This window comes from Yersinia similis (assembly GCF_001053095.1).
In the GTDB taxonomy this organism is placed as follows: domain Bacteria; phylum Pseudomonadota; class Gammaproteobacteria; order Enterobacterales; family Enterobacteriaceae; genus Yersinia; species Yersinia similis.
Map to the genome: position 1 here is coordinate 1 of NZ_CGBP01000022.1, position 26,836 is coordinate 26,836.

Consider the following 26,836-nt stretch of genomic DNA (forward strand, 5'->3'; position numbering starts at 1 on the left):
GCTCACCCCAGTCACTTACTGATGTAAGCTCCTGGGGATTTACTCAGTTGCCGCCTTCTTGTAACTCGAACTCTTTAGGGAATAACAGCGGGGCCTGAGTTGGCCCCGTGTGGTTACTTACTCGGGGGAGTATAACCTGCAATGTGAACATCTTGACCTTCGAACAGGAAGTTGACCATCTCTTGTTCAAGCAGTTTACGGTCTTCTATGTTCATCATGCTGAGTTTCTTTTCGTTAATCAGCATAGTTTGTTTGGTTATCCATTGTGACCAGGCTTCTTTTGATATTTCGTTATAGATACGTTTGCCGATTTCACCGGGATAAAGTTGGAAATCCTGCCCTTCGGCATCCTTCTTTAAAAACGTGCAAAAAATTGTTCTGCTCATGCTAAATCCTCTTCTGTGGCGTTATACCCTTCGTATTTGAAGCGGCGGGGTGTTTGTCGCACTAATAGTTAGCTACGTTCACTCACCCTGTGGGCTGGCATGAATGCAGTTCAAATGGGCACTGGCCGATTTGTCATTCGCTTGCTGGCTACCTGCATCTCCAATGTCTTCGGGTATCTAGTCAAATAAAGCTGGTTGGGTAGGCGATTGCTTTGTGAGTTATTGTTCCGTTAACTCATCTTTTGCCAACGGATCTTTTAATAACGAGTCTTTTAATAACTGATGCAATAAACGCTCAACCGGAGCGGCTAACCCTACCGAAGGTGGCTGGGCTAAGTTATACCAGAGACCTGCGCCATCATCCATGCATCCTCGGACTGAGGCAGTATTCAGCCATATAGGGACAATATCCAGATGGAAATGGCTAAAAGTATGGCGAAACGCCGTTAACTGCTGGGTTTCACTGGAGGGAATACCCTGTTTTTGTAGCCAGTGAATGAGTTCTTCTTGTTCAGAAAATTGCGGGAAGCAGAATAAACCGCCCCATAAACCGACTGGGGGGCGCTGTTCGAGCCACACTTGCGATCCATTTTGCATTAATAAGAACCACGCGGTTTTTTCCGGTAACGTCTGTTTAGGCTTTTTGCCCGGATAGCGCGCCCAGCTGTGGTTAGCGTACGCCATACAGCCGATATTCAATGGGCAAAGTTCACATTTAGGTTTAGAGCGAGTACACACCATCGCGCCTAAATCCATCATTGCCTGATTAAACTGGCCCACCCCATTGGCGGGCGTGACATCTTCGCTGATTTGCCACAGATGGCCTTCGACCTCTTTTTTCCCCGGCCATCCGTCAACGGCATAACAACGGGCCAGCACCCGTTTGACGTTACCATCCAAAATAGGAAAATGCTGGCCTAAAGACAGCGATAAAATGGCCCCGGCAGTTGAGCGCCCGATTCCAGGCAATGCCAGTATCTGGTCAAACGTCGTGGGAAATTTCCCTTGATGGTGTTCCACAACCATTTGGGCCGCTTTATGCAGGTTTCTGGCGCGGGCGTAGTAACCCAAACCGGTCCATAAATGCAGTACTTCATCCAACGGTGCAGCCGCCAACGTCTGAATATCAGGGAAGCGCAACATAAAACGTTGAAAATAGGGGATGACGGTCGCAACCTGAGTTTGTTGCAACATCACTTCTGACAGCCATACTTGATAGGGGGTCTTATCCAACTGCCATGGCAGGGTTTTGCGGCCAAAGCGTTGGTACCAATCAAGTACCACGTGCGCGAATTGTTGCGCTTGCATCATAAGCAGGTATCAATATCCGACAGGTAAATAAATGAGAGTTGGATTGCAGCATAGAGTTCTTGTGCTGTAAACCGGAACTTTCCTTATACTCTTCGTCCTTGACGCTGCCGCGGCGTTAGCGGCGCTCACTCACCCGAATCACTTACTGATGTAAGCTCATCGGGACTCATTCGCTTGCTGCCTTGCTGCAACGCCAATGACTTTGAGTATACTCTTCTGCTTGACGCTGACGCTGACGCTGACGCTGACGCTGACGCTGACGCTGACGCTGACGCGGCGTTAGCGGCGCTCGTTACTCGGCCCATCCATGGACCTCGCCTCTGCGAGGCCGCAGCAAGCAGCGTTCAAATCCGCTCCCGGCAGATTTGTCACCCGAATCACTTACTGATGTAAGCTCATTGGAACTCACTTGTTTGCTTTACTACAACACCAATCATTTTAAGTCTATATAATCTATTTACTGCTTAATTTTGTACTTATGACGTTCATAGTTGATAAACTGGCGCATCTTTGCATAATGCGCGTTCATATGCACAACCAACAGATAGAAAGCACCAATGATAAATGACGTCATATCTCCGGAATTTGATGAAAACGGCCGTGCACTGCGCCGTATTCGTAGTTTTGTCCGCCGTCAGGGGCGCCTGACCAAGGGCCAGCAACTGGCACTGGACAGTTACTGGCCGGTGATGGGCGTGGAATATCAGGCGTCCCCGGTTGACTTGGATGCCTTGTTTGGCCGTGAGGCCCCGGTAGTACTGGAAATCGGTTTTGGTATGGGCACCTCGCTGGTGACCATGGCTGCCAATAATCCGCAGCAAAACTTTTTAGGCATTGAGGTGCATTCACCGGGGGTCGGTGCTTGCCTGAGTTCAGCGCATGACGCTGGCCTGAGTAACCTGCGGATCATGTGTCATGATGCGGTCGAAGTTCTGGAAAATATGATCCCAGAGGCTTCACTAGAGATGGTACAACTCTTTTTCCCCGACCCATGGCACAAAGCGCGCCATAATAAGCGTCGTATCGTTCAAACACCGTTTGTCGAGCTGGTAAAAAGTAAATTAAAGGTGGGGGGCGTATTTCATATGGCCACCGACTGGCAACTTTATGCGGAACATATGCTGGAGGTTATGTCGGGTGTGAGCGGTTATCTCAACCTTTCAGAGCAAAATGATTATGTACCCCGTCCGGACTCACGTCCGCTGACAAAATTCGAATTACGTGGCCAGCGTCTGGGACATGGCGTTTGGGATTTGATGTTTGAGAGGAAAGAATAATGGCTAAGAATCGCAGTCGTCGTTTACGCAAAAAGATGCATATCGACGAGTTTCAAGAATTGGGTTTTTCCGTACAGTGGGCTTTTGCTGAAGGCACTAGCGTTGATGTGATTGATGAAACGGTCGATGCGTTTATCGATGAAGTCATTGAAGCGAATGGTCTGGCATTTGACGGAAGTGGTTATTTACAGTGGGAAGGCCTGATTTGCCTACAAGAAATCGGTCATTGTACTGATGAGCACCGTGCTCTGGTCACCAAATGGTTAGAAGCACGTAAGCTAAAAAATGTAGAAACCAGTGAGTTGTTTGATATCTGGTGGGATTGATCTTCCGTCTTGACGGCTGATCATTAAACAGGGCGCCCTAACCGGCGCCTTTGTTTTTACTGAGTGTCTTTAGTCGAAATTGTTAGCGGGTTTTTATTGGGAGCCTTGTAGTGGTAACAACGTTAGATGATGCCTTACTAAACGATATATTGCAGCAGGTCCGCCCGCTGATTGGTCAGGGTAAAGTCGCTGATTATATTCCCGCGCTGGCGGAGGTTCCGACCAATAAGCTGGGAATTGCCGTTTGTACACTGGATGGCCAGATATTTAAGGCAGGGGATGGCGATGAACGCTTCTCTATCCAATCGATTTCTAAAGTATTAAGTCTGACGCTGGCCTTATCCCGTTACAGTGAGCAAGATATTTGGCAGCGGGTGGGGAAAGAGCCTTCTGGTCAACCATTCAACTCATTGGTTCAGTTGGAGTTAGAAAAGGGTAAGCCTCGCAACCCATTTATTAACCCTGGGGCGTTGGTGGTCTGCGATATGTTGCAAAGCCGCCTGAGTGCACCGAAACAACGTATGTTGGAAGTGGTACGCCAGTTAGTTAAGGATGACAGCATCAGTTATGATCCTCGTGTGGCGCGTTCCGAGTTTGAGCATTCAGATCGCAATGCGGCGATTGCTTATCTGATGAAGTCTTTTGGTAATTTCGATAACGACGTATTGACGGTATTACAGACCTATTTCCACTACTGTGCAATGCGTATGAGTTGTGTTGAGTTGGCCCGTTGCTTTGTCTATCTGGCGAATCAGGGGCGCAGCATTAGTGGCTCAGAGTCTTTAATTACCCCAATGCAGGCGCGGCAAATTAATGCTCTGATGATCACCAGCGGTATGTATGATGGCGCTGGGGAATTTGCCTTCCGAGTGGGGATGCCAGGTAAATCGGGAGTTGGTGGTGGTATTATTGCCATTGTGCCGGATGAGCTCTGTATTGCCGTTTGGTCACCTGAATTGGACCATGCAGGGAACTCATTGGCGGGTACTGCTGCCTTAGAGAGACTGGCACAACAAATTGGTCGTTCTATCTTTTAAGACAGCTCTTCTTCTGCTCAAAGATAAGTTCTGGCAGGGTATAGAAATATCCCCAAAGTACTTGAGGTCACAGTCAGGTAGTAATCGAATGGCACAGTTTTTCAGGAGTCTTATGTTACATAAAATAAAAGCATTACGTACCACAGGATTGGCATTGTTGATGTTCACCGCTTTGCAGGCGCAGGCTGAATATCAGTGTAGCGTAAAACCACAAGATGATGTGATTATCAGCCCGCAATCTGTGCAAATTGTGGGGGCCAGTGGCAATTTACAGATTTCACCTGACGGTGATGTCACCCGTAATGGCAAAACGTTGACGCTGACTGATGCTCAGCGCCAGCAGGCATTCCGTTATCAAACAGCATTACGTAAAGACTTGCCATGGATTGATCAGGGCGCGCAGCAACGTTTGGAAAAAGCACGGGTTTCTTTGGATAAAGTCATTGTTCAGCAACTCGGTAGCAGCAGTAATGTCCGTAACCGTCTGACGACGTTAAGTGATCAACTCAAGCAGCAGATGGCTCGCATCATCGAGAAGCGCAGTGACGGTTTAGCTTTTCACCATCAGGCGATTGCTCAGGTAGAAAAAGATGGTCGTGAGTTGGTCCAGCAGAGCATGGGCGGCGTGTTGCAGGACAGCCTAAATGAGATGGGGGTTAAGCAGGCCACCAGTAGTGGTAATAATCCATTGCAGGCCATTCTAGGCAATCTGGGCGGGTTACAGCAGGCTATCAAAAATGAATGGAACGATCAGGAGCAGGATTTCCAGCAATTTGGCCGCGAGGTTTGCGGGCGAGTTACCACTTTGGAACAGCAGCGTATCGAGTTACTTAAATCCTTAGGGTAATATAAATCCTTGGGGTAATAGAAGGAGGGGATATTTCCCCTCCAAATTTAAAACCGCCATATATCCGGCATACTGCACGTGTGCTGGCCTGTGATAGATCCTCAATAGAGCCGCTACTGATTAATACGCCTTATTCTTTAATGCGGTTAAAATTGGTTCCCGACGATTTATCATTCAGTTACTATCCACCTTTAATTCTAATTATTTAGATCATATACTCTATTGTTCTCAATAAATCACCTTATCATTATTTCACTCATTTCTATTAAAATAAATTAACCTTGGTGTTAATTGTAAGCTTGTATTTTTAGTTTTCATCTGTTTTATTATAAAATCTGCATGGAAAATATTTATAATTATTGTATTTATTTTTTTAATTAAAAAATATAACTTATGATGTAAGGGTTTTATATGCCAAATGGAAATGGAAGGGCTGAATTTCATATAGATAAACTGTCATTATCACAACGGCTCGCGATTGTCGCTGAAACGTATGAGCGGATTAATAAAGAAAATAAAAAAGAAAGGTTTGACTATTCTTATTCTGACATTGAACTCATTAAGAAAAAATTCATTAAATATATCGATGCGCAACTTTATAGTTTAATTCGCGAGGGGATATCTGTACCTGATGGTTTTACTCAAGCAGAAAAAATAAAAATTGCCGATCTGGCAATTGATGCGGCTCTTTTCAATGACTATGGAAGATTCAATGAGTTAATTATATATATTAGCTCATTAGGTATATCTGTGACCCCTCCACTGCCACAAGAAGAGGGCGGGAATAGATTGTATATCTATTTTAGTGGTGATATTCACACTTATATGGATGTGTGGCGAGGTGATTTATTAGTAGGGAGTGGAACTGAACTATCCGATATACAAAGTATCACTGGTCTACGATTTATGATTGACATGGCAGAGTCACTAAAACTTAACATTACTAATTCATCGGATAAGCGGATGGTGGATTTAATCAATCACCTGCGGTATGAAATGATTTCATATGCCAGTTCATTTTATGCCACCTACAGCGCTGAACGTGGTGGGACGGTTTACTTATCCTCACCAGGTGGTCTACGGATCAATAACTATTTTTGGAACAGCGAGCTGCCTGTACTACGAGCATTGCAGAAGAAAGGATTGATAGGTGATATTCGTATTCTTCATAAACCTTTGGAATTTTATAAAGATACTCCCTTGGATAAGCTGGGAGATTTACTGACAGTAAAAGATCTCTCAATGACTGTGGAGTATCAGTTTCTTCCCGTTTGGTTACAAGAAAAGTTATTGGTCGATATCTACCAGCGATGGCTAGATGAGGAATTTCAGCCCAGTTTAGTTACTGTTAGTAAAGAGATTATTAATACTATCGATATTGCTAGAAACTCACCTGAAGTAGAACTGTTACACTATTTTCTTATCAAAATACATGAACGATTAGGTGAAATTACAGAGTTTAAAGTATTAACTGAATCGGAGCGCATTAGTTTTGTAAGTAAAAAATTAGCGGTGGGCAGTGAAATAGAAAGTTGGTTAGATAATGTACCCGCAATAGATATTAATGAAAGAAAAGTTATTCTTGAGAGTTTATTACAAAAAGAAAGTCTACTTTTTTATAATATTCGTGATATTAAAAAACTCCCTATTCCTCTGGATTTTAATAGTGATGTGATTAATATTAACACAAATAAATTAAAAAACACTTTCATTCCTTTTAATTTGTTACGGGAAAAATGGGATGTCATAATCAGTGATCGTGATTTATTGAAAGGAACACTCATTATACATTTTTCTGCTGGTAGAGAAATAATAATTAAGGTGGATACTAACCATAATCAGTTAAAACAAATTGCTACTCTTGAACGTTTTTTATTGGCTAATTTTACTCCAAAAAACGCACCTCAAGATTTAAAGTTAATTGAAAATACTATTATGAGTGGCGATGTAATATTAGCGGAGAGAAGAGGTAACAGTGGTTGGCATAATAATAAGCAGATGATAGAAAAAGTCAAATTAAGTGCATTTGATTATCTCCTGAAAAGTAATAATTTAGGGGTAAAGACAAATGACAATGGATTTGTTCTCTATTTAATAACAGATCCTGAGGATAGTCGAGACGTAATTATAAATACTAATGATGATTTTAATTTAAAGAATATTAAAGATTTTATCGGGGGTAATTATTTTTTATTTAATGATGTACCAGAGTATCTGATTGTAAAGAAAAATTCTGAAAATAAAGAATGTATATTTGCCCATGACGAAGGGGGAACGTACCAAGTTGCTTATAGAAATGGAGAAACATGGGTTCTGCTTTATAAAAAAGATCTATCAGATCAAATAAAAAATCTAAATGAAATAACCATGTCAGTAAATCTGAATTATGCAGAGTCAAGGTCTGTAGCGCTAATATTATCTTCATTAAGAAAGCACTCTAGATTAGTATCGATACTTCCTGATACGCATCCTAAAGTCATGGAGAATTTTTTAGATATAGATTATCTATTAAAAAATAGCAAGCATCCATTTGCGAACCCTCGTTATAGTAAAGTATTAGACGGCTTATCAAATGATATAAATAACAATATAAATGTATTGCAGGAGATAAAAGATTTTACTCATTTTTTTTCATACGATATTAAGCCTGGTATGTATATGAATACTTGGGATAAAATTGACAAGAATGTTGTTTTAGAATACGCCGCTAAACAAAATAAGAAAAATCAATATCCACAGTTTATTGTGTTATTACAAGATGATTCTATTTCTAAGCGAGCGGGAGAGGTTATTGCATCATATCATCATGATAAATCAGTAGTATTACAATTAGATGCCAGAGGTTCTGAAGCGCGAATAGCCTATGGTGTTCCGAATGAAATAGCCAAAGTGGGGGCGTTTGAATTATCATTAGTGACTCATGGCACTAATGATGGATTATATAGTTTTAGTATAGCTAATATTATTCAAATTTATAAGTTTACAACTAACTCATTTGCATTACCTCCCCCAGTAAAAGTTAGGTTAGTCATATGTAATATTGCTGATAATGGACAAGGAAAAAAGGGGTTTAATGGTGCTCATCCAGCACTGGAAATTGTCAATATGATGCACCAGGAAGGATTTGATATCCCTATATTGGCCTATACAACAAAGGTGGGCGTTTCAGTAAATCGCCCCGGTGAACTCGTGGTATTCGATCCGGAAAATAATGGAGGAATACTGGAAAATATAGATGATCATCAGGTTATATATCATTATCGGAATGATATATTATTCACTAATGGTATTCCGGTGGTTGAGTTATTGCTTAATAATGTAAAAAATAAAATTAAGACGGTTGATCAACTGATTGAATCTTATTCACAGTATTTAGCGCCGTTCTTCTCTGATGATAATGGCGTTATCGACCGTAATTTATTAGAATTAACTATCAATGATTCTGAGACACATTCAAAATTTGAAAATTACCTTGATATTATTAGACAAAGCCCTGAGTTACGTAATAGTGATAATTGGCAATTAGTTGTCGCGAATAATCCGACCAGATTCCTTGTGACGTTACTGGATGAGCACTTTATAAAATATCCAGACATTATTCAAGTCAATGAGTGGGATCTGCCTGCTATCGCCAATATAGATAAAACGGTTACGACAAGCCAATACGATACGCAGATTATTTTTCAATGTGAAAATAACCCAACAGTTAATCGTGCTGCTACGAGACTTGCAGGGAAACATGCTAATAATTCAATTATTATTCAGTTAGATGCTGATAATAATTATAGGGCTTTTATCATTGACGATAATATTCACGGCGAGTGGCGTGAAATTAGTAATAATGAACTCATCACTAAACTAAAAATCCAGCCTGAAAACGGTAAAATACGTTGGCAAGTTGTTGGGCATGGCCGTTCTGGAGGTGGCAATGATAAGTATCCGACACTGGGTGGGCAACGACCCGAACAACTAACAGCCCGCCTGAATAAATTTTCTCACTATTTACAGACCGAACATCAGATAAATATTTCACCTCAGCAAGTCAGTTTGGTGGGGTGTGCTATGAGTAGTAGTGATAGGTACACCAGTTTTGCACATAAATTTATGTCTCATTTGAATGCGTATGGCATTAGAGCTAATGTTTCAGCGTCAACAAAGGCCATCGAAGTTGATCCTCAGGGGCATAAAAATGACGTGAATATTCCCGATATTGATAGTTACAATAATAAATATTTATCATCAATAAAAGGAACTGAAAAGTTATATTGGAACCGTTGGGGGGAGATAACAACACAGCGTAAAAAAGATATAAATGGCCGGTTGAATAATATAGATAATCTATTGGATAAGCTGATGACAAGACAGTTATCAGTCAATCAACTTAATAAAAAACAACAGTATAAATTAGCAGAGATATTTCCACAATTAACAGATAAAAAACTGAATAAAGGTGAGTTGTTATTAACTTTACATGATCCGTTGCGTATGCAGGCTTTAAAATATGATTTGCAGTTTTTACAGAAAATATCAGACAGACCTGATTTTGATGTTGAACATTGGCAAATAACCAAGGCTGATGGTAATACGTTACAAGATGTAATGATTAAATCAGGTTCACAGCATGAAACTGATTTAGCGACTTATCCTAGATCAAGAACATCTGATCCCGAACTAAGAACATCTAATCCTAAAGCAAGAACAGCGATTTTTGGGCGCTTCGGTTATGGTATGCAGGGATATGGCTTTATTTCTGCTTTACGTTTATCTGCTGATTACCAACGTTGGATAAGTAACGGTGACTTAACAGAAAAACAAGAGGAAGAAATACAATTGCAATTAGCCATGGCCTGGGGAGGTATAGGGGCTAATTTGGCGACGGATGGCTTGCAATATGGGTTCGGTAAGTGGGGAATTGGCTACCTACAAAAATTGGCGAGTAAAGGAGGGGGGTTGTCACCGGCCCTTCTAAGCCAATTAACATTATTAAAGCGCAACCCCGCATTGCTATTGACCCCGGGCTTTCTTAAAGACCTAAGAAAATTAGCACTCAACCAATTTTCGCATGGTGCTGCACGTTTTAGTATGCCACTGCTTTCAGCACTCACATCTGGTATTGATATTTATCAGGCATACCATGCATTTTCACAATTGGCGACGGAAACAGATCCCCATGTTAGGCGAGATCTTATCGCCAGCGGGGTCTTTTCGACCATTAATGCAACCATTGGTTTGGGCGTCGCGTTTGCCATGGCAATGGGGGGGACTGCCGCCACTGCTGCCGGGCCGGCGGGTATTGCCCTGGCTTTTACCATGATTATTGTTGGCGATATTTACTCAGCCGTTAGTCAGATTGAAAGGATCCGCGATATTGTACCTGATATGACGGGAAGCCAACGATTTGAGAATGGTTTGCGATTATTTTTAAAATTTGGTTTAACGCCGGGGCTAGATAATCAGATTAGATATAACCAGACCATGGAAAATGTTTACCAGCGACAGAGAGATTATTATGAGTCCTTATTAGCAAGTAAACAGGGAGTAGACACACTATTTTATAGTCGGGGCGAGGCGGTTCTTAAAGCGATCCCTTTTATAAAACGAGATGAACGATCGCAAACAGAGAGAGATTTAGAAAAGCTAAGTATTTTTTCAGGTGATCCCTTTACCAATGCCAAAATTTATACCACTTATGCAGAAATGGGAAAGCATGAGTATTATAAACTGGAACAAATAAATGATGTTAACGATCATGTTATCGCTGATGTTTTCGAGGAGAATAATCGCAACGTAGTTAAGCTGGAAAATAAAAATCTGCATCAGGAATTCGCTGAACTTGATATTGATTCTACCTATAGTTCATTTATCCTTTCTGCTGATGTTGATCGTAATGGGTTTAACGATTTTATCGTGATCAACGAAAAATATAACACGACAATAGCATCAAGAAAAAACTCAGTGGGTATGACAGTGATCGATGACTACGTTAGTTGTTGGCACTATGAATTATACACTTGGTTGGCTCAGTCAGATGGTAGCTACCTGAAAATAGATACAAGGCTGGAGTGGGAGAAATTATCTCATGCAATAGAGGTAGATAAATTTAATGAGGTTGTGTTCCCTGTGCTAGGGGATTTTAACGGTGATAACGTGTTTGAATTGGTTATTTTTCATGATGATAAAATGACAACTTATCATTATGATAGTCTGGATTTTAATCAGAGTGGAAAAGATAATCACAATGTAATTAATATCGGAGATTTTATTGAGCCAGTGAGGCAGACGTTTGAGGGTGAAAACAGTAAAAATTATCCTTATTCACTTGCTGGCGATATCAATAATGATGGCTTTGACGATATTTTACTACTAAATAAATCAGGGGAGATGTTACACCTGATGGGAAATAATAGTGGTGTTTTTAGGCAGCATAAGACCAAGTTATCTTCTGAACTAACATCATTACTCTCCTCCTCTAACCTCCATCGTTCACAGTTACAAGCAACTGATCTAAATAAAGATGGGGTGCTTGATTTAGTTATCATTCTTAATGATGGGCGTTATTATCAGGTGTTGGGTTATAAAAGAGATGGTAGGTATTATTTTGATACACCTTTAATGGTTAATAAAATAACGATTAAGAGTGAGGGAGGGGACAGTGTCCGTTATCAGCAAAATAGACTGTCTCAAATAGATAAACATAAAATAATAGCGATATCTCCGAGTGATCAAGGTGAAAATAGATTAATCTCTCTCTCTGATTCAGGGAAATTGCTTGCTCATCCTCTTCGCGAGATAAAAGAGAATGATGTTGCCGCTTTATTTGATTTAGGTGGGGGCGATGATGTCGCAAAAGGTTATCATAAAAAGAAAAATATATTTACTATTGGTGGTGGGTTTAAGCAATATCAAGGCGGTGAAAATGCGGATACGTTTATATTGACCAGTGCTGCGGCCTCTAAGAGTCATATCCTTAGCGGTGGCGAAGGAAATGATACAGTCGCTCTGGGAGAAGTGCTGGGAAATGAAATTGACAGTGTTATTGATATTAGCAAAGGCTATTATAGTCAGGTGAATGGTGGTGTCGAAAAACAAGTTGCTTTACTTTATGATTTTGAAAATATTCTGGGCCATGAAAATGTTAATGATACTATCATCGGAAATGATGTGGATAATTATCTTAATGGCATGGGAGGCGATGATAAAATATTGGGTAATGGAGGTAATGATTTATTAGCACTACAGTCTGGTTTAGCCCAGGGAGGCATTGGATTAGATAGTTATTATATTCTGAAAAGTACTCATGAAAAATCGTTACAGATTAGAATTGAGGAAGTGTCAGAAAATAACAATACAGATATACAAATCAGTAATATATTTCTTGAGCATAAGCTCAACCAAATAACGTCTATTGAGTTAGATAATATTGATGTGTTGATTAATATAAAGAATGATAATGGACTTATGACCCAGATCAGGTTGGTTGGTGTCTATAATATAAATAATAATCAAAAGCAGCAAGTGCTTAACTTCACCATCCAGACTGTTGATGGTTTTACAATGGTGCCATTATGGCCAAGCTACCTTAATAAAGTTACTGAATTTTCCCCGAATATGGTCGCTTATTATTCCTCGTTGGTTGATCGTAATTATAAGGAATTAGTAGGTAAGGGAGATCCTGGTGATATCGTCGTACAGATCTCATTAGACAATGATTATCAACAGCAGCAGGTGACTCATATTAAAAGAGTAGAAGGAGAGAAAGATATTTTTTTACGGCAAGTTATATTGCCTGATTTTATTATGCTCTCACCTCAAGAACATTCAATGCTAATGGGTTTTTTACCTCGCTATGAGTTATTGGGGGATAACAAAGATAATCTATTGCAAGTGTTAAAAGGGGAAGGGGTATTAGAGGGGCGCAGTGGACAAGATACTTACTGTATTCAAGAAGAAGAGGGGAACCCAACAGATATTACTATCAATAATTTTGATGATTCATTAGCTCCAGATACTTTGGTTTTGTCATCTTGGTTATTATGTGATGTTATTGTTGAGCGGTCGGCTAATGATTTATTATTACGTCACGGTGACCAACCAGAAAAACACCAGAGTATACGGTTAGTTAATTATATGAAAGATAAACGTTATCGGCATCTAAAGATAACGGATAAAAGTGGTCAGTCACAATATCGTGATCCTGTTGCTGGAATATTTATTGATTATCAAATAAATCTCGATCAGGATAGTCATCCTTTTATAGCAGCTCAACAGGCCCCTGTTGTCAGCAGCGGTAATGATGAAGTTGTGATTAATTCGGCGACATTCTTACCGGGTAATTATATTGACACCGGCGATGGTAATGACACAATTATTTATATTCGTGGACACGAAGGTACAATGCTGAAAGGGGGGGGCGGCGATGATACTTATTACTATAGTGCGGAGAGTGGCGCGATAAGTATTTCCGATGCCAGTGGTCTGGATAATCTTTATCTGGATAAGCACATTCTGCTGCATACATTGTCAGCAGAACGGCGTGAAAACAATCTAGTGCTAAATATAGCGGATGATACATCTGGTCGTATTGTTTTTGTTGACTGGTATCTTGATGATGAAAATAAAGTTGAGTTTATTTGGGTAGAGGACTCTCAGATTACTTTTGATGAGCTATTCAGCCTGCGTCCGTATTCCGATGAATACTACCAATTATGTCAACAACTTAAATCCATGGGGTTGGCCCTTACCGTCAGGCAATTGGCGGATATTGATTCTCAAGACGGCTATAACACCCTCAATCAGCTAAAGACTATTAAAGCATGGGCAACCAATAACCCGATTTATGATTTTGCTGATTTGGATTATCTGGTGGCCATGTCGTCAATTGCCTGGCGTGGTAACGCTCGTAATACTGATCCATTACCGTTAATCGAGCAGAAAATTGATGCATTCTTCCAACCGTTGATAGCAGAACGAATTAGCCTTACGGAAGAACATGTTACCTGGATCAACCGCGAGGAATTCGATACTGTTGATATCGCCAAGTGGGTAAACAATTATCATCTGCGTAGCCACAATGAAATTAGTTATCTGCTGGAACAATTGGGTTTACTCAAAGCATCACCATTAAGTGACAAAGCCTTGGATTTTACATTCAAAAATAGAATCGATCTGACACCGGCCGGTATTGAATTATGTCAGCAAGAATATGGGATCAACCGCCAGAGTCTTATTAATTTTGCGATGAAATATCATGTCACAGGCCGTGCGCACTTTGAGTTACTGATCTCTAATATTCATGTGCTTAAAGAGTATGGCGTGGAGGTCAGTGAATCTGAGCTGCCTTTAGTCTTGAGAAAACCAATAGATTTAAGACATTATTTCAATCAGAAAAGTTTAACAAAAGATCATATTGGTCGTTTAGTGGAGCACAATATGAGTTTTGATGAGTTGACCCTATTATTGGATGAAAATATTCCCATCGAACAGGCTGTTACCCAAAAATTACAAACTCAGCTTGAGCTTCAGAAATTGAGAATATTTAATGAAGAGGGAGTGCTTGATCAGGATATTAGCCAATTAGCGGAGGCTATGGGGGGATTGGAATCAACTGAAAACTATTCGCTAGAGCGGCAAACGGCAATGGCAATAACTACTCATCAGTTTATGAGTGATTCTATTGCAGCTTATTGATAGCAAAATAGATTAGCTGGAAGAGAGACTGAGGGCAGGTTTCTGCCCTCAGATACAGCCGTCATACTTCAAACTGCTTGTGCGTTAGCTATCTCCTGCCACTCGACGTATTAGGAGTATCGCCATTTTTAGCATAGCTTTCACAACTATAAAAACAGCTCCAGTAACGAGTTAAGGAACAATTTTCCTTTTTCGGTAATCTGCCAGTATTCTGCTGTTTCGATTAAATACTCTTTTGCTATTGCCTCATCTAACTGCGGGCGAATAGTGCTCTCAGTTAATCCGGTAAAGTGATAGAAATCAGCCCGAGGGGCGGCTTCCAACAAACGGAAACGGTTCATAAAGAACTCGAAAGGCCGATCGACTGCTGCCACTTCATATTGTTTATCCAGGTATTTTCCCTGCATAAAACCACGTGGATGTTTGGTTTTTATGGTCCGTAAAATACGCCCATCGCTAAATGTGATCTTGCCATGTGCCCCACAGCCAATCCCCAGATAATCACCAAAGCGCCAGTAGTTAAGATTATGCTGGCATTGATAACCCGGCTTGGCATAGGCCGAGGTTTCATATTGCCGATAACCAGCAGCACTGAGTAGCTGATGACCTTGCTGGAAAATATCCCATAACGCGTCGTCATCGGGCAGGATTGGGGGCCGGGAACTAAAGCCAGTATTCGGCTCGATAGTCAGTTGATACCAGGATAAGTGCGGTGGGTTTAAGGCGATAGCCTGACGTAAATCATCCAATGCTTCTTCCAGTGTTTGATCAGGCAAACCGTGCATCAAATCCAGGTTAAAGCTACGTAATTGCAGTGAGGTTGCCAGCTCTGCCGCCCGCCTTGCTTCATCCGGCCCATGTATCCGGCCCAGCCGCGTTAATTTCTGTGCGCTAAAGCTCTGGACGCCAATGGATATACGGTTAATGCCGGCCCGTTGATAGCCGCTAAAGCGATCGGCTTCGACCGCACCAGGGTTGGCTTCCATGGTGATTTCAGCGTCACTGGCAACGGGCAAACGCGCACGAACACCATCAAGTAGTTGCTGCATGGCCTCAGCACTCAGCAAGCTGGGTGTGCCGCCACCAATAAAAATAGTGCTGATTTCACGGCCACTAACCAGAGGCACGTCAGCATCCAAATCCGCCAGTACGTGCTCTACATATTCCTGATGAGGTACATCGCCTTTCAACGCATGTGAGTTGAAATCACAATAAGGGCATTTTTGTACGCACCAAGGGATATGGATATAGAGACTGAGCGGGGGTAATTTAAGCATTGCGTAGCGCATCCAACATCAATTTCAGGGCCTGACCACGATGAGATACCGCGTGCTTCTCTTCACGAGTCAGTTCCGCTGCGGTTTTACCCAGCGCGGGGACATAGAAAATAGGGTCATAGCCAAACCCAGCAGCCCCAGTAGGTTGGTGAGCAATTACTCCTGGCCATTGACCGTGGAACACCAGCGGTGTTGGATCTTCAGCATGGCGCATATAGACCAGTACGCAATGGAACTGAGCACCGCGTTTTTCATCGGGGACATCTTGCAATGCGACCAACAGCTTTTCCAGATTCTCTTGGTCACTGGCATCAGTACCGGCATAGCGTGCGGAATAAATCCCCGGAGCGCCGCCTAAAGCGTCTACTGCCAAGCCTGAGTCATCGGCGATGGCCGGTAAGCCAGTTGTTTGCGCCGCATGGCGGGCTTTTAAAATGGCGTTTTCAATAAAGGTTAAGCCAGTCTCTTCTGCAGGCTCAACACCCAGTTCGGTTTGTGCGACGACATCCAAACCAAAGTCGGCCAGCAGGTTTGCCAGTTCACGCACTTTGCCAGGGTTGCCGGTGGCTAATACTATTTTTTGCATCGATGAATCCTGAGTTTTTATGGGCTGACGGCTATCGGTATTGAGCGCTGTTTGTGCTGACAATCAATAACCCAATTCTCGCGGAGAAATATCAACTTACTTGAGCAGTATGGTGACTTCTGGCGGAATCTGCTGCGGGTTAATCACTTTAATCTGTTTATGCCGCCCCAGTTCGCCCTTTTCGATAATCACCTGACTTTTGGCTACCCGAAACTGCTTGGCGATAAACTTAACCAAATGGGCATTAGCCTGACCATCAACAGGCGGGGCGGTAATGGCGACTTTAAGTTCGTCGCCATGTAAACCGACTATCTTATCTCGACTGGCTTTGGGCTGAATATATAGCTTGAGTATCAGCCCGTTTACGGAGGAGAGGACTGCACTCACAGCATGACCCACATCGCTCCAAATATATCCATGCCTAAAAAGTTGAGTAGATACAAGATAAGGATGACAACCATTGCTGAGAAATCAATCCCCCCCATTGCAGGCAAAATACGGCGAATCGGTGCCATTAATGGTTCAGTTAACTGCAGCAGCAGGTAGTCTACCGGGCTACGGCCCTGACTGATCCAACTCATCAGTGCACGGATAATCATGACCCAGAAAATCAGGTAGCCCACCGCTTTTACCAGCGCAATAAGGCCGAACAAGAGGTTATAAATACTGAGTGATAAGGACCCGCTATCAATCAGTAATAGCAGCGGGTATTTAATGGTCATCAGTAAAAATGCCAATAACAATGATGCGCTATCAATTGGCCCCATTGAGGGAACCACTCGGCGCAGTGGGCCAACAATAGGTTGGGTTATTTTCACCACAAATTGAGACAATGGATTATAGAAATCACTGTGAACCCACTGCATCCAGATGCGCAACAACAGTACCATCACATATAGGTCAATGACCGTTTTTGCCAGAAAAGTCAGCGTTAGCATGAGTTGCCTTAGTCCTTAATATTGTATGCCCGTCATCTTGTAACGTGCAGGTGTGTTGGTTGTTCTGGTTACTCGGCCCATTCATGGGCATTGCCTCTGGGAGGCCGCTGCAAGCAGCATTTAAACCGACTCACAGCCGATTTGTCATTCGTTTACCACCTTCCTGCACTTTGGAATCTATTGGGCATGTAGGTACAAATAAAAAATCTATTCACATGCTTTAACGGCCCCTATTTTAACGAGAAAGTGTCAGGGGCAGTGTCGGTTTTTGTAAATCTTGCCGTTAATTAGAACAGTTTTTCCATCTCTTTTGCTCGAACAATAGCGGCTTGCATGGCATGGGCAACCATTTCTGGTAAGTGCTGTTCATTGAACACCCGTATTGCCTCGGCAGTGGTTCCCCCTTTGGACGTGACCTGTTCCCGCAATACCGAAAGTGGCACGTGTGGATTGGCCTCGACCAGTGCACAGGCCCCGGAAGCGGCTTGTTGCACTAACTGACGGGCGGTTTCACTGTCAAACCCTAAGCGTTCCGTCTCTTGCTGCATCGCTTCCATAAATAGGAAGAAATAGGCAGGTGAACTACCCGCTGCGGCAATAATACTATTAATGCCATCCTCATTGTCCACCCAGCAAACTTTGCCAATTGCACTCATCAGTTCAGTGGTGAAATCACGATCTGCTGCTGAAACCTGCTCGGGGGCGTAAAGACCACTCATTCCTTTTCCCACCAGAGATGGGGTATTCGGCATAATACGAACCAGATTCAGTTTATTTCCCAGAAGCGCGTAGAAACGTGCAACCTGAACACCCGCCGCAATCGACAGCACCAATTTATCGCTAAAATCGACCTGCTTTTGCAATTGCTGGCATACATCGGCCATTAACTGGGGCTTTACCGCTAACACCACAACCTCCGCCTTTTGCGCTTCGCGGATATTATCATCACTGCTGATAACACCAAATTCAGTGGCTAATGCATCACGGTTTTTGGAGGAAGGCGCGCAAACGCTGATCATTTTGGCCGGATACCCCCCTGCAACCAAACCAGCGATAATCGCGCGGGCCATATTGCCGGCACCAATGAATGTAATATTGCGATGCTGCATCGAATTCTCCTAAGCGTACTCAGTCTTTATGTTCAACAGATAGTTATGTTCCATAAGTACAGTGAACAATAAATGCCGTGATTAATCCGCGTTATAAACGCGGGCACCAAAAATGGCCGTACCAATCCGAACCAGTGTACTGCCGGCGCTAATGGCGGCGTCCATATCATCAGTCATCCCCATAGAAAGCGTATCTATCTGAGGGTAGCTGGCTTTTAAAGTCAAGAACGCCTGATTCATTTGCGCAAATACTGCCAATTGCCGCTGATAATCATGTTCTGGCGCTGGGATAGCCATCAGACCGCGTAAACACAGGTTAGGTAATGCACTCATGCTGTCAGCCAGGGTGGGCAGCTCGCTCAGGGAAATCCCAGCTTTGCTTTGCTCATCGCTGATATTAATCTGAATCAGTACGTTTAACGCTGGCATAGCCGCTGGGCGCTGGATACTCAGACGCTGGGCTATTTTCAACCGATCAACGGTATGACACCAGGCAAAGTTTTCAGCCACTAACCGGCTTTTATTGGATTGCAGCGGCCCAATAAAGTGCCATTCAAGCGTTTTGTTATCCGCGAAGTAGTGAATCTTATCCACCCCTTCCTGTACATAGTTTTCACCAAAAGCATATTGCCCAGCGGCGATGGCTTTTTCGATAGCCGCCACAGGTTTGGTTTTACTGACTGCAAGCAATGTAACTTCTTCTGGAGAGCGCCCGCAATTGTGTGTAGCCGTTGCGATCCGCGCTCTGACATCCTGTAGATTCTGTTGGATAGTGCTCATATGGACCCAGGAGTTGGATATGGATTTCACAAGCCTGAATAACCAACATTCAGATCTGAATAACCCCGCGTTTAGCCGTATAAAAACCAAACGCATTGATTTAGAAAACCCTGACCTTGCCAGTGATGGCTTTAACAAACAGGATTTTGCCAATAAGGTGGCGGCTAGTGTAGATCATAATGCTTCAGATCTGCACCTCTGTACCGGTTTTCACCCGGTATTACGTATTGATGGCGAGCTAAAAACCGTTACTGACTGGCCGAAGGTCACTGCTGGTTGGTTAAATGGGCTACGTCGGCATATGTTGAGTGACGCACAAGAAAGCCAATTACAGCAACAGGGGCAGGTTGACTGTGCCTACACCACCGTGGGCAGACAAAGGTTACGGGCAAATATTTTTCAGCAACAACAGGGCCAATCCATTGCTTTTCGTATTATTCCGGCCATTTGTCCGTCACTGACACAATTGGCGGTACCACCTATTCTGAACCAATTGATTCAACAGGAGAATGGACTAATTTTGGTGACGGGGGCGACTGGCAGCGGTAAGTCGACGACGCTGAATGCCATGATAAGCGCGATTAATCAGCAGCAGGCACGGCATATTATTACCCTTGAGGACCCGATTGAATTTATTCATAACAGCCAATCATGTTTGATCCAGCAACGGGAGCTTGGCAGTCATACTCACTGCTTCAGCCGTGCCTTGAGTGGGGCTTTACGTCAGGATCCAGATATTATTTTACTCGGCGAGTTACGGGGGCTGGAGACTATCCGATTAGCTCTGACAGCAGCCGAAACCGGGCATCTGGTGCTGGCCACATTACATACCCGTACGGCAACACAAGCTATTGATCGGTTGATTGATGTTTTTCCTCCTGAGGAGAAAGCCGTAATACGGACGCAACTGGCTGCCAGTTTACGTGGTGTTATTACGCAAAAATTGTGTCGTCAAAACGGTGGTGGGCGTATAGCCGTATTTGAAATACTCACGCAAACCACGGCGGTAAGTCATTTGATCCGAGAAGGTAAAACCTATCAATTGCCAACCGTGATACAGGCCGGAGGGCAGTGGGGGATGCAAACCTTTGAACAAAGTATCGCACAGCGGCAAAAGCAGGGGGCTTTGGCTCTCAGTCACTGATTGGGCAAGGTACCGCTAACACCGTAGTCATTTTAAGTGAGACGGTAATGAAATAAATTAACCCGGATCGTATGATCCGGGTCGGTTAAGTAGAAGGCTTATTTTCGTGCGGATTAAGCCGCTGGGATCTGCTGGGTAATGCAATGAATATTACCGCCACCGAGTAAAATCTCTCTGGCAGGCACGCCGACAATTGCGTAGTCGGGGAACATTTGTTGTAACAGCTCGTTAGCCTGCCCGTCAGTGCGGCTATCCAGCAGTGGGAAAATAATTTGCTGGTTACTGATCAGGAAGTTGACGTAAGAGCCCGCCAGGCGTTCACCCGCCGTGCGAGGAACCGCATCGCTGGACAACACATCGGAGGTTTCTTCTTCCGTGTTATAGAGTGGGCCGGGAGCCGGTAACTTCCAGATTTTCAGTTTACGCCCTTTGGCATCGACGGCATTGGATAGCACCTCGAACGCCGCGACTGAACGTGCGTACTGTGGGTCCTGCTGGTCGTCTGTCCAATGTAGAGCCACTTCGCCAGGGCGTACAAAACAGCACATATTATCGATATGACCATCGGTCTCATCGTTATATACACCATCCTGTAACCAGATGAAGTGAGTTACCCCCAGATAGTCACACAGCAACTGTTCAATTTGCGCTTGATTCAGATGCGGGTTGCGGTTCGGGTTTAGCAAACATTCGGCGGTAGTCAGTAAGGTGCCTTCGCCATCAGTATGAATGGAGCCACCTTCCAGTATCAATGGCGCACTGTAATGCGAGTTTTTCAAAAAATCACTGACCTGAACGGCGACTTTTTCATCTTGTTGCCAGTCAGTATACAAGCCACCGTTCAGGCCACCCCATGCATTAAACTGCCAGTCAACGGCCCGGCGCTTGCCCGTACCATTAATCACCATAGTCGGGCCGGTATCGCGCATCCAGGCGTCGTCACTGGCCATTTCAACCAAGGTCACATTTGCAGGCATGGTTGCCTTGGCTTGTGCCATAAACTCGGCGGGAACGCCCATAAATACTGGTGTAGCACGGCTAATGGCCTCGGCGACTTTGGCGAATGTCTGCTGAGCGGGGATAGCTTTACCGCGCCAGTTATCCTGGCGATATGGCCAAAGCATCCATACCGCATCCTGTGGTGCCCATTCTGCAGGCATAAAGAAACCATCCCGCCGCGGTGTGCCGGGTAATGCCTGTTGTTGTAACATTGTGTCTTGCACTGACATAAATTATCTCCGGGTCTTGCCGTCTGACGTGGCTAATGTTTGGTACATCTCCGGGCGGCGATCACGGAACAAGCCCCATGAAGCACGTTGGGCAGCAATCTCCTGCAAATCAAACTCATGCACCAGAACCGCTTCGTCAGTTTTATTAGCTTGAGCCAGCAGAGCCCCGGTCTGGTCAGCAATAAACGAGGAGCCGTAGAACGTCATCTCCAGCCCATCAATGTATTTGCTTTTCTCAGTACCGATGCGGTTAGAGGCAATCACCGGAACCAGGTTTGCGGCTGCATGGCCTTGCTGGACACGGGTCCAGTGCGGTTGGCTGTCGATTTCAGGGTAAGCAGGCTCTGAGCCGATAGCTGTTGGGTAGAAGATAATTTCTGCCCCAAGCAGTGCCAGGCTGCGGGCGGTTTCAGGGAACCACTGATCCCAACAGATGCCTACGCCCACTTTGGCATAACGAGTTTGCCAAACTTTAAAACCTGTATCGCCAGGGATAAAGAACTGTTTTTCCTGATAAGCCGGGCCATTAGGAATGTGGGTTTTACGGTAGACGTCCAACACCGAGCCATCGGCGTCAATCATGACTAGCGAGTTATAGTAAGCATTATTGGCTTTCTCAAAGAAACTCAGCGGTAGTACTACTTCAAGCTCAGCGGCAAGCTTGGAAAAGTGTTTGATTAATGGACTATTACCCAGTTCCTGGGCCAGTGAGTAGTGCTCTGGGCTTTGATCAATACAGAAGTAAGGTGCGGCAAACAGTTCCTGAATCAGGATGATCTGTGCGCCTTTGGCATGCGCCTGACGTACCAGTTTTTCGGCATTTTCAATATTTTTCGGCAGGTCCCAAGAACAGGCCATTTGAGTCGCAGCAACAGTTACTTTTGTCATGAGAAAACCTCAATAAATGTAAAAAAACACCTGCAAGAGGTGCGCAATATTTTAAACCGCTGATTGGCATAGCCGCAGTATACAAAGTTATTAAGTATACAACGTTATGCAGGGATTACTTATTCAGATAGCGGGAATGGAAAGCAGGAAACAGCAGGTGCCCAACAGAACATAGCGGGTTCAACCTGCTTGCTCATCAAACCAGCTTTCCAAAATGATAACCGCAGAGGCTGCATCGACACTGCCTTTATCCAGAGCGCGATAGCCACCGCGGTCAAACAGATTGGCGCGGGCCTCTACCGTACTGAGGCGTTCGTCTTGTAAGGCTACCTGTACACCAAAGCGCCCATGTAAACGGTTGGCAAACCGACGAGCTCTGGCGGTTAGTGGTTGTTCAGTGCCATCCATATTGAGTGGCAGGCCGACGACGACTAAATTGGGCTGCCACTCTTTCAACAGTTTTTCGACTTTCTGCCAATCTGGGGTGCCATCTTGTGCTTTAAACGCCGTTAGCGCTCTGGCCGTTCCGGTGACTTCCTGACCGATAGCGACACCGATACTTTTGGTACCGAAATCAAAAGCAATAATTGTGCGGTTAGCCATCAGGCATGTCCTGCTTGCGGAGCAATATTAAAGATATTAATGCCCAGTTTATTGGCCGCGGCCTGCCAGCGCTCGGTAATTGGCGTGTCGAATAAAATATTGGTATCGGCTTCAGTGGTCAGCCAGACATTATCCAGTAACTCTTGTTCTAACTGCCCTTGCTGCCAGCTTGCATATCCCAGAGCCACTAACAAATCTTTAGGTTGCCCCGATGTTCCCAGTGTTTCCAACACATCTTTGGAGGTGGTAATCATCGTCTCTGGTGAAATATGAATACTGGAAGCAAAGCCTTCCTGCGGTGAATGCAGAATAAATCCACGGTCTTCAGCCAGAGGCCCACCGGCTAATACCACGTTATCTAAACGTATTGCTGGATCGCGTGAGGGGGATTTGATCTTCAGTTTGTCCAGTATCGTTTCTACGGTGTACTGTTCCAAGGGTTTGTTAATCACTAAACCCATCGCCCCCTTTTCGTTATGCTCGCAGATATAGATAACCGAGCGTTTAAATTGAGGGTCTTGAAGTGAGGGCATGGCAATAAGAAAATGATGCTGTAAATTCATTATATTATATAGGGAATTCGCTGAGTTAATGGATGAACTGGTGCCAGTATGCGGATAAATGAGGATAAAGTCACGGGGGTAGCGCTTAGAAAAACACCACCCCCCGTTTTTATGTATTAGGCTTTTTTGTCAGCCAAACGTATTTCAATGGCGTCCATTAACATACCGGTAATAGAAATCTCGGGGAAGGCCGCTTCGATTTCACGTACGCAGGTCGGGCTGGTGACGTTAATTTCAGTCAGGCGATCGCCAATGATATCCAGCCCAACAAAAATTAGGCCTTTTTGCTTCAGTATTGGTGCAACTGTGCGGGCAATTTCCCAATCACTTTCACTCAGTGGGCGGGCTTCGCCGCGGCCACCGGCAGCCAGATTGCCACGGGTTTCACCTTGGGCCGGAATACGTGCCAGACAGTAAGGCACAGGCTCGCCATCAACCACTAGCACGCGTTTATCGCCTTCTTTAATGGCCGGTAAGAAGTTTTGTGCCATGCAGAAGCGGCTGCCTAATTCGGTCAGTGTTTCAATGATAACCGAGAGGTTCGGGTCACCTTGTTTTACCCTGAATATTGAGGTGCCACCCATGCCATCTAATGGCTTCAGGATGATATCGCCGTGTTCTTGATGGAATTTGCGGATATGGTCTTTACTGCGGCTGACCAGCGTATCCGGTGTTAATTCTGGGAACCAGGCCGTAAACAGTTTTTCGTTACAATCGCGTAGGCTTTGTGGCTTATTCACCACCAGTGTGCCTTTATCTTCTGCACGTTCCAGAATATAGGTGGCATAGATAAACTCGGTATCAAACGGCGGATCTTTACGCATCAGAATGACATCAAGATCATATAGCGGTAAGTCCTGTTCAGCCCCAAAACTAAACCAGCTCTCTTTATCCTGCTTCACATTGAGTAGGCGGGTACGTGCGCGGCCATCACCCCCACGCATATAGAGATCCCCCATCTCCATGTAATGCAATTCCCAGCCACGGCGCTGTGCTTCTAACAGCATAGCGAAACTGGTGTCTTTCTTGATGTTAATGGACGAAATAGGGTCCATTACGATACCGAGCTTAATCATTCTTTTCTCCTAGTGGGAAATGGGTTTATCCCAGATCGCCAAACCGCACCTGCAACGCAGTAATTGCGGTAAGGGCTGTAGTTTCTGTCCGCAGAACTCGTGGCCCCAGCAGGATATCAGTAAATCCGAGGCGTGAGGTCATCGCAATTTCATCAGCAGAGAGGCCACCTTCTGGGCCAATCAGCAAACGCACTTTGTTGAGTGAGAAAGGGAGAGTATTAATACTGTTGCTGGCACGTGGGTGCAGATTTAGTTTCAAACTGTCATCGGATTCAGCACACCAGTCAGCAAGTTGCATGGCATCGCGGATCTCTGGGATCTTATTCCGGCCACATTGTTCGCAGGCGGCGATAGCAATTTTTTGCCACTGCTGAATTTTTTTCGTCAGACGTTCGCCATCAAGCTTAACGCCACAGCGTGCTGAAAACAGAGGGGTAATCACATTAACGCCTAGCTCAATGGATTTCTGGACGGTAAATTCCATTTTTTCCCCACGAGAAATAACCTGCCCCAAATGTAAATTCAGGGGGGATTCCCGATCTTCCCATTGCCCTTCAGCGAGTCGGACAATCAGATTCTTTTTATCTGCCCGTATAATTTCAGCGTCAAAAATCTGATTACTGCCGTCAAATAATTGCAGGCTTTGCCCTTCAGTCATCCGTAGTACGCGGCCTACATGATTTGCTGCTTCATCAGTGAGCGCCAGTTCGGTATTGGCCTGCAAAGGCTGTGGGTGGTAAATGCGGGGTATACGCATGGGTTTGCTCTAAGTCCTGAAACGAAAATCATACCGTGCGGTGATGAGTACCGCGCGAAATAAACGCAAAATAAATAAGCACCTAAGGATAGCAGAGGCAGGGAAGTTTCAGCCAATCGAAAATTGCAGCCCACCAGGAAATAACGCCACCCCATTAGAAACTAACGTCATCCGCAACAAGGTATGATGGGGGGCGATTGATCTGAAAATATGGCTCAATTAGCTTTTTGGCCGCTGGCAAGCGCGTTGCACATAAGGATTATGATTACCTTGAATTTTCGCAATTCGCTCATCGCGTAAGCATTCCCAGTCAGTGACGGGATATTGACGATCCCAGACACCAAAGAGTTTACTTTGCTGGCTGGAAAGGCGCAGTTGATATTGATCGCGCATATAAAAGTAGGTGCGGGCAATGGCACCACGTGCACGTACCGGTGGTTCTGCCAATTTATTTTTAAAATCCACTTTCATCGCACACTGACCATATTGACCATTGCCGCCATTCCATTGTGAATACATGAAATTGTTACGGTCACCATTCACTTCACCAATAGCAGGTTGCAGGTTATGCAAGTCAGTTTCTATCTGACGATAGACCGGATCTTTGGCACAATTTTTACGGCCCCCCTCTTGCCAGCATTGGCGCTGATGACCAAATTGCCAGGCAGGAACCACATGTTCCCATTCAATCCGCGCGGCTCGCGCTGCATTTTTTCTGGGTTGATAGCCACAACTGTTTAGGTCAGGGATACCTTTTTTACCTTGCCAGTCGATTTGGCAACCGCAGTAGAAGCTGCCAGGTGCATCTTGGTGAATTTTAGCGGCCACCGCTTTTGCCTGGGAGAAGTTATTGATGCCGTGACTGTGACTGATCAGAGGAAACAGTGGAGAAGATAAAACTAGCAAGAACAAAATATTGCGTAACATATCTCAAAACAGCCCGATAATGAAAAGTACGCATGTTATAGATAATCATGATGAATGGCAAGTTAACGTGCTGTTTTATAACAAGTAA

At 44.2% G+C, this 26,836-nt stretch carries 21 protein-coding genes; 6 read left to right on the forward strand and 15 right to left on the reverse strand.

All coding sequences use genetic code 11. The features are described 5' to 3' along the window. Positions 1–113: 113 nt before the first annotated feature. On the reverse strand, positions 114–386 hold the full coding sequence (locus tag AC971_RS15245; protein WP_002230648.1) for an oxidative damage protection protein: 273 nt from the start codon (positions 384–386) through the stop codon (positions 114–116). A 219-nt stretch (positions 387–605) separates the two neighbouring features. Continuing rightward, positions 606–1,694, reverse strand: a complete 1,089-nt coding sequence (gene mutY / locus AC971_RS15250; protein WP_038402337.1) for an A/G-specific adenine glycosylase — start codon at positions 1,692–1,694, stop codon at positions 606–608. Between the two features lie 560 nt (positions 1,695–2,254). Between mutY and trmB the strand changes: the two genes are divergently transcribed. The 5 genes from trmB to AC971_RS15275 all read left to right on the forward strand — a co-directional run bounded on the left by trmB (position 2,255) and on the right by AC971_RS15275 (position 14,871). After that, entirely contained in the window at positions 2,255–2,974 is a 720-nt protein-coding gene (gene trmB, locus AC971_RS15255) for a tRNA (guanosine(46)-N7)-methyltransferase TrmB (RefSeq protein WP_025381146.1), read from the forward strand. Next, positions 2,974–3,300 (forward strand): YggL family protein, encoded by a 327-nt coding sequence (locus AC971_RS15260; protein WP_025381145.1) that lies wholly within the window; start codon positions 2,974–2,976, stop codon positions 3,298–3,300. The genes trmB and AC971_RS15260 overlap by 1 nt, the downstream gene beginning before the upstream one ends. 110 nt (positions 3,301–3,410) lie before the next feature. Beyond that, positions 3,411–4,337 (forward strand): glutaminase B, encoded by a 927-nt coding sequence (gene glsB, locus AC971_RS15265; RefSeq protein ID WP_025381144.1) that lies wholly within the window; start codon positions 3,411–3,413, stop codon positions 4,335–4,337. A 112-nt stretch (positions 4,338–4,449) separates the two neighbouring features. Next, the gene (locus tag AC971_RS15270) at positions 4,450–5,184 is read left to right on the forward strand and encodes a YggN family protein (RefSeq protein ID WP_025381143.1); all 735 of its coding nucleotides are present in this window, start codon (positions 4,450–4,452) and stop codon (positions 5,182–5,184) included. A 411-nt stretch (positions 5,185–5,595) separates the two neighbouring features. After that, on the forward strand, positions 5,596–14,871 hold the full coding sequence (locus AC971_RS15275; RefSeq protein ID WP_025381142.1) for a C80 family cysteine peptidase: 9,276 nt from the start codon (positions 5,596–5,598) through the stop codon (positions 14,869–14,871). Between the two features lie 146 nt (positions 14,872–15,017). On the opposite strand, the gene hemW is transcribed toward AC971_RS15275, so the two are convergent. The 6 genes from hemW to AC971_RS15305 all read right to left on the reverse strand — a co-directional run bounded on the left by hemW (position 15,018) and on the right by AC971_RS15305 (position 19,561). Then, positions 15,018–16,148 carry a radical SAM family heme chaperone HemW gene (hemW, locus tag AC971_RS15280; RefSeq protein WP_025381141.1) on the reverse strand — a complete coding sequence of 377 codons (1,131 nt, stop codon included), beginning with the start codon at positions 16,146–16,148 and terminating at the stop codon, positions 15,018–15,020. Next, complete coding sequence (locus tag AC971_RS15285) at positions 16,141–16,734, reverse strand: XTP/dITP diphosphatase (protein ID WP_025381140.1); 594 nt, start codon at positions 16,732–16,734, stop codon at positions 16,141–16,143. Before AC971_RS15285 ends, hemW begins: the two co-directional genes overlap by 8 nt. A 96-nt stretch (positions 16,735–16,830) precedes the next feature. Beyond that, a complete protein-coding gene (yggU, locus tag AC971_RS15290; protein WP_038401986.1) occupies positions 16,831–17,121 on the reverse strand; it encodes a DUF167 family protein YggU in 291 nt (96 codons plus the stop codon). Further along, entirely contained in the window at positions 17,118–17,672 is a 555-nt protein-coding gene (locus tag AC971_RS15295) for a YggT family protein (protein ID WP_025381138.1), read from the reverse strand. Before AC971_RS15295 ends, yggU begins: the two co-directional genes overlap by 4 nt. Positions 17,673–17,959: 287 nt before the next feature. Beyond that, positions 17,960–18,781: a pyrroline-5-carboxylate reductase gene (proC, locus tag AC971_RS15300; RefSeq protein WP_025381137.1), complete on the reverse strand. Its 822-nt coding sequence runs from the start codon at positions 18,779–18,781 to the stop codon at positions 17,960–17,962. 81 nt (positions 18,782–18,862) lie between these two features. Next, positions 18,863–19,561, reverse strand: a complete 699-nt coding sequence (locus AC971_RS15305; RefSeq protein WP_025381136.1) for a YggS family pyridoxal phosphate-dependent enzyme — start codon at positions 19,559–19,561, stop codon at positions 18,863–18,865. 19 nt (positions 19,562–19,580) lie between these two features. Between AC971_RS15305 and AC971_RS15310 the strand changes: the two genes are divergently transcribed. Beyond that, on the forward strand, positions 19,581–20,705 hold the full coding sequence (locus AC971_RS15310; RefSeq protein ID WP_025381135.1) for a type IV pilus twitching motility protein PilT: 1,125 nt from the start codon (positions 19,581–19,583) through the stop codon (positions 20,703–20,705). 113 nt (positions 20,706–20,818) lie between these two features. On the opposite strand, the gene aguA is transcribed toward AC971_RS15310, so the two are convergent. From aguA to endA, 7 genes are all read right to left on the reverse strand, one after another. Beyond that, positions 20,819–21,934 carry an agmatine deiminase gene (gene aguA, locus AC971_RS15315; protein WP_025381134.1) on the reverse strand — a complete coding sequence of 372 codons (1,116 nt, stop codon included), beginning with the start codon at positions 21,932–21,934 and terminating at the stop codon, positions 20,819–20,821. Positions 21,935–21,937: 3 nt separating this feature from the next. Next, the gene (aguB, locus tag AC971_RS15320) at positions 21,938–22,822 is read right to left on the reverse strand and encodes an N-carbamoylputrescine amidase (RefSeq protein WP_025381133.1); all 885 of its coding nucleotides are present in this window, start codon (positions 22,820–22,822) and stop codon (positions 21,938–21,940) included. A gap of 180 nt (positions 22,823–23,002) precedes the next feature. Further along, positions 23,003–23,425 carry a Holliday junction resolvase RuvX gene (ruvX, locus tag AC971_RS15325; protein WP_025381132.1) on the reverse strand — a complete coding sequence of 141 codons (423 nt, stop codon included), beginning with the start codon at positions 23,423–23,425 and terminating at the stop codon, positions 23,003–23,005. Continuing rightward, the gene (locus AC971_RS15330; RefSeq protein WP_025381131.1) at positions 23,425–23,988 is read right to left on the reverse strand and encodes a YqgE/AlgH family protein; all 564 of its coding nucleotides are present in this window, start codon (positions 23,986–23,988) and stop codon (positions 23,425–23,427) included. The genes ruvX and AC971_RS15330 overlap by 1 nt, the downstream gene beginning before the upstream one ends. Before the next feature lie 116 nt (positions 23,989–24,104). Next, the gene (gene gshB / locus AC971_RS15335) at positions 24,105–25,064 is read right to left on the reverse strand and encodes a glutathione synthase (RefSeq protein WP_025381130.1); all 960 of its coding nucleotides are present in this window, start codon (positions 25,062–25,064) and stop codon (positions 24,105–24,107) included. A 25-nt stretch (positions 25,065–25,089) separates the two neighbouring features. Further along, positions 25,090–25,821: a 16S rRNA (uracil(1498)-N(3))-methyltransferase gene (gene rsmE, locus AC971_RS15340; RefSeq protein ID WP_025381129.1), complete on the reverse strand. Its 732-nt coding sequence runs from the start codon at positions 25,819–25,821 to the stop codon at positions 25,090–25,092. A gap of 219 nt (positions 25,822–26,040) precedes the next feature. After that, on the reverse strand, positions 26,041–26,748 hold the full coding sequence (gene endA, locus AC971_RS15345; RefSeq protein WP_025381128.1) for a deoxyribonuclease I: 708 nt from the start codon (positions 26,746–26,748) through the stop codon (positions 26,041–26,043). Positions 26,749–26,836 lie beyond the last annotated feature (88 nt).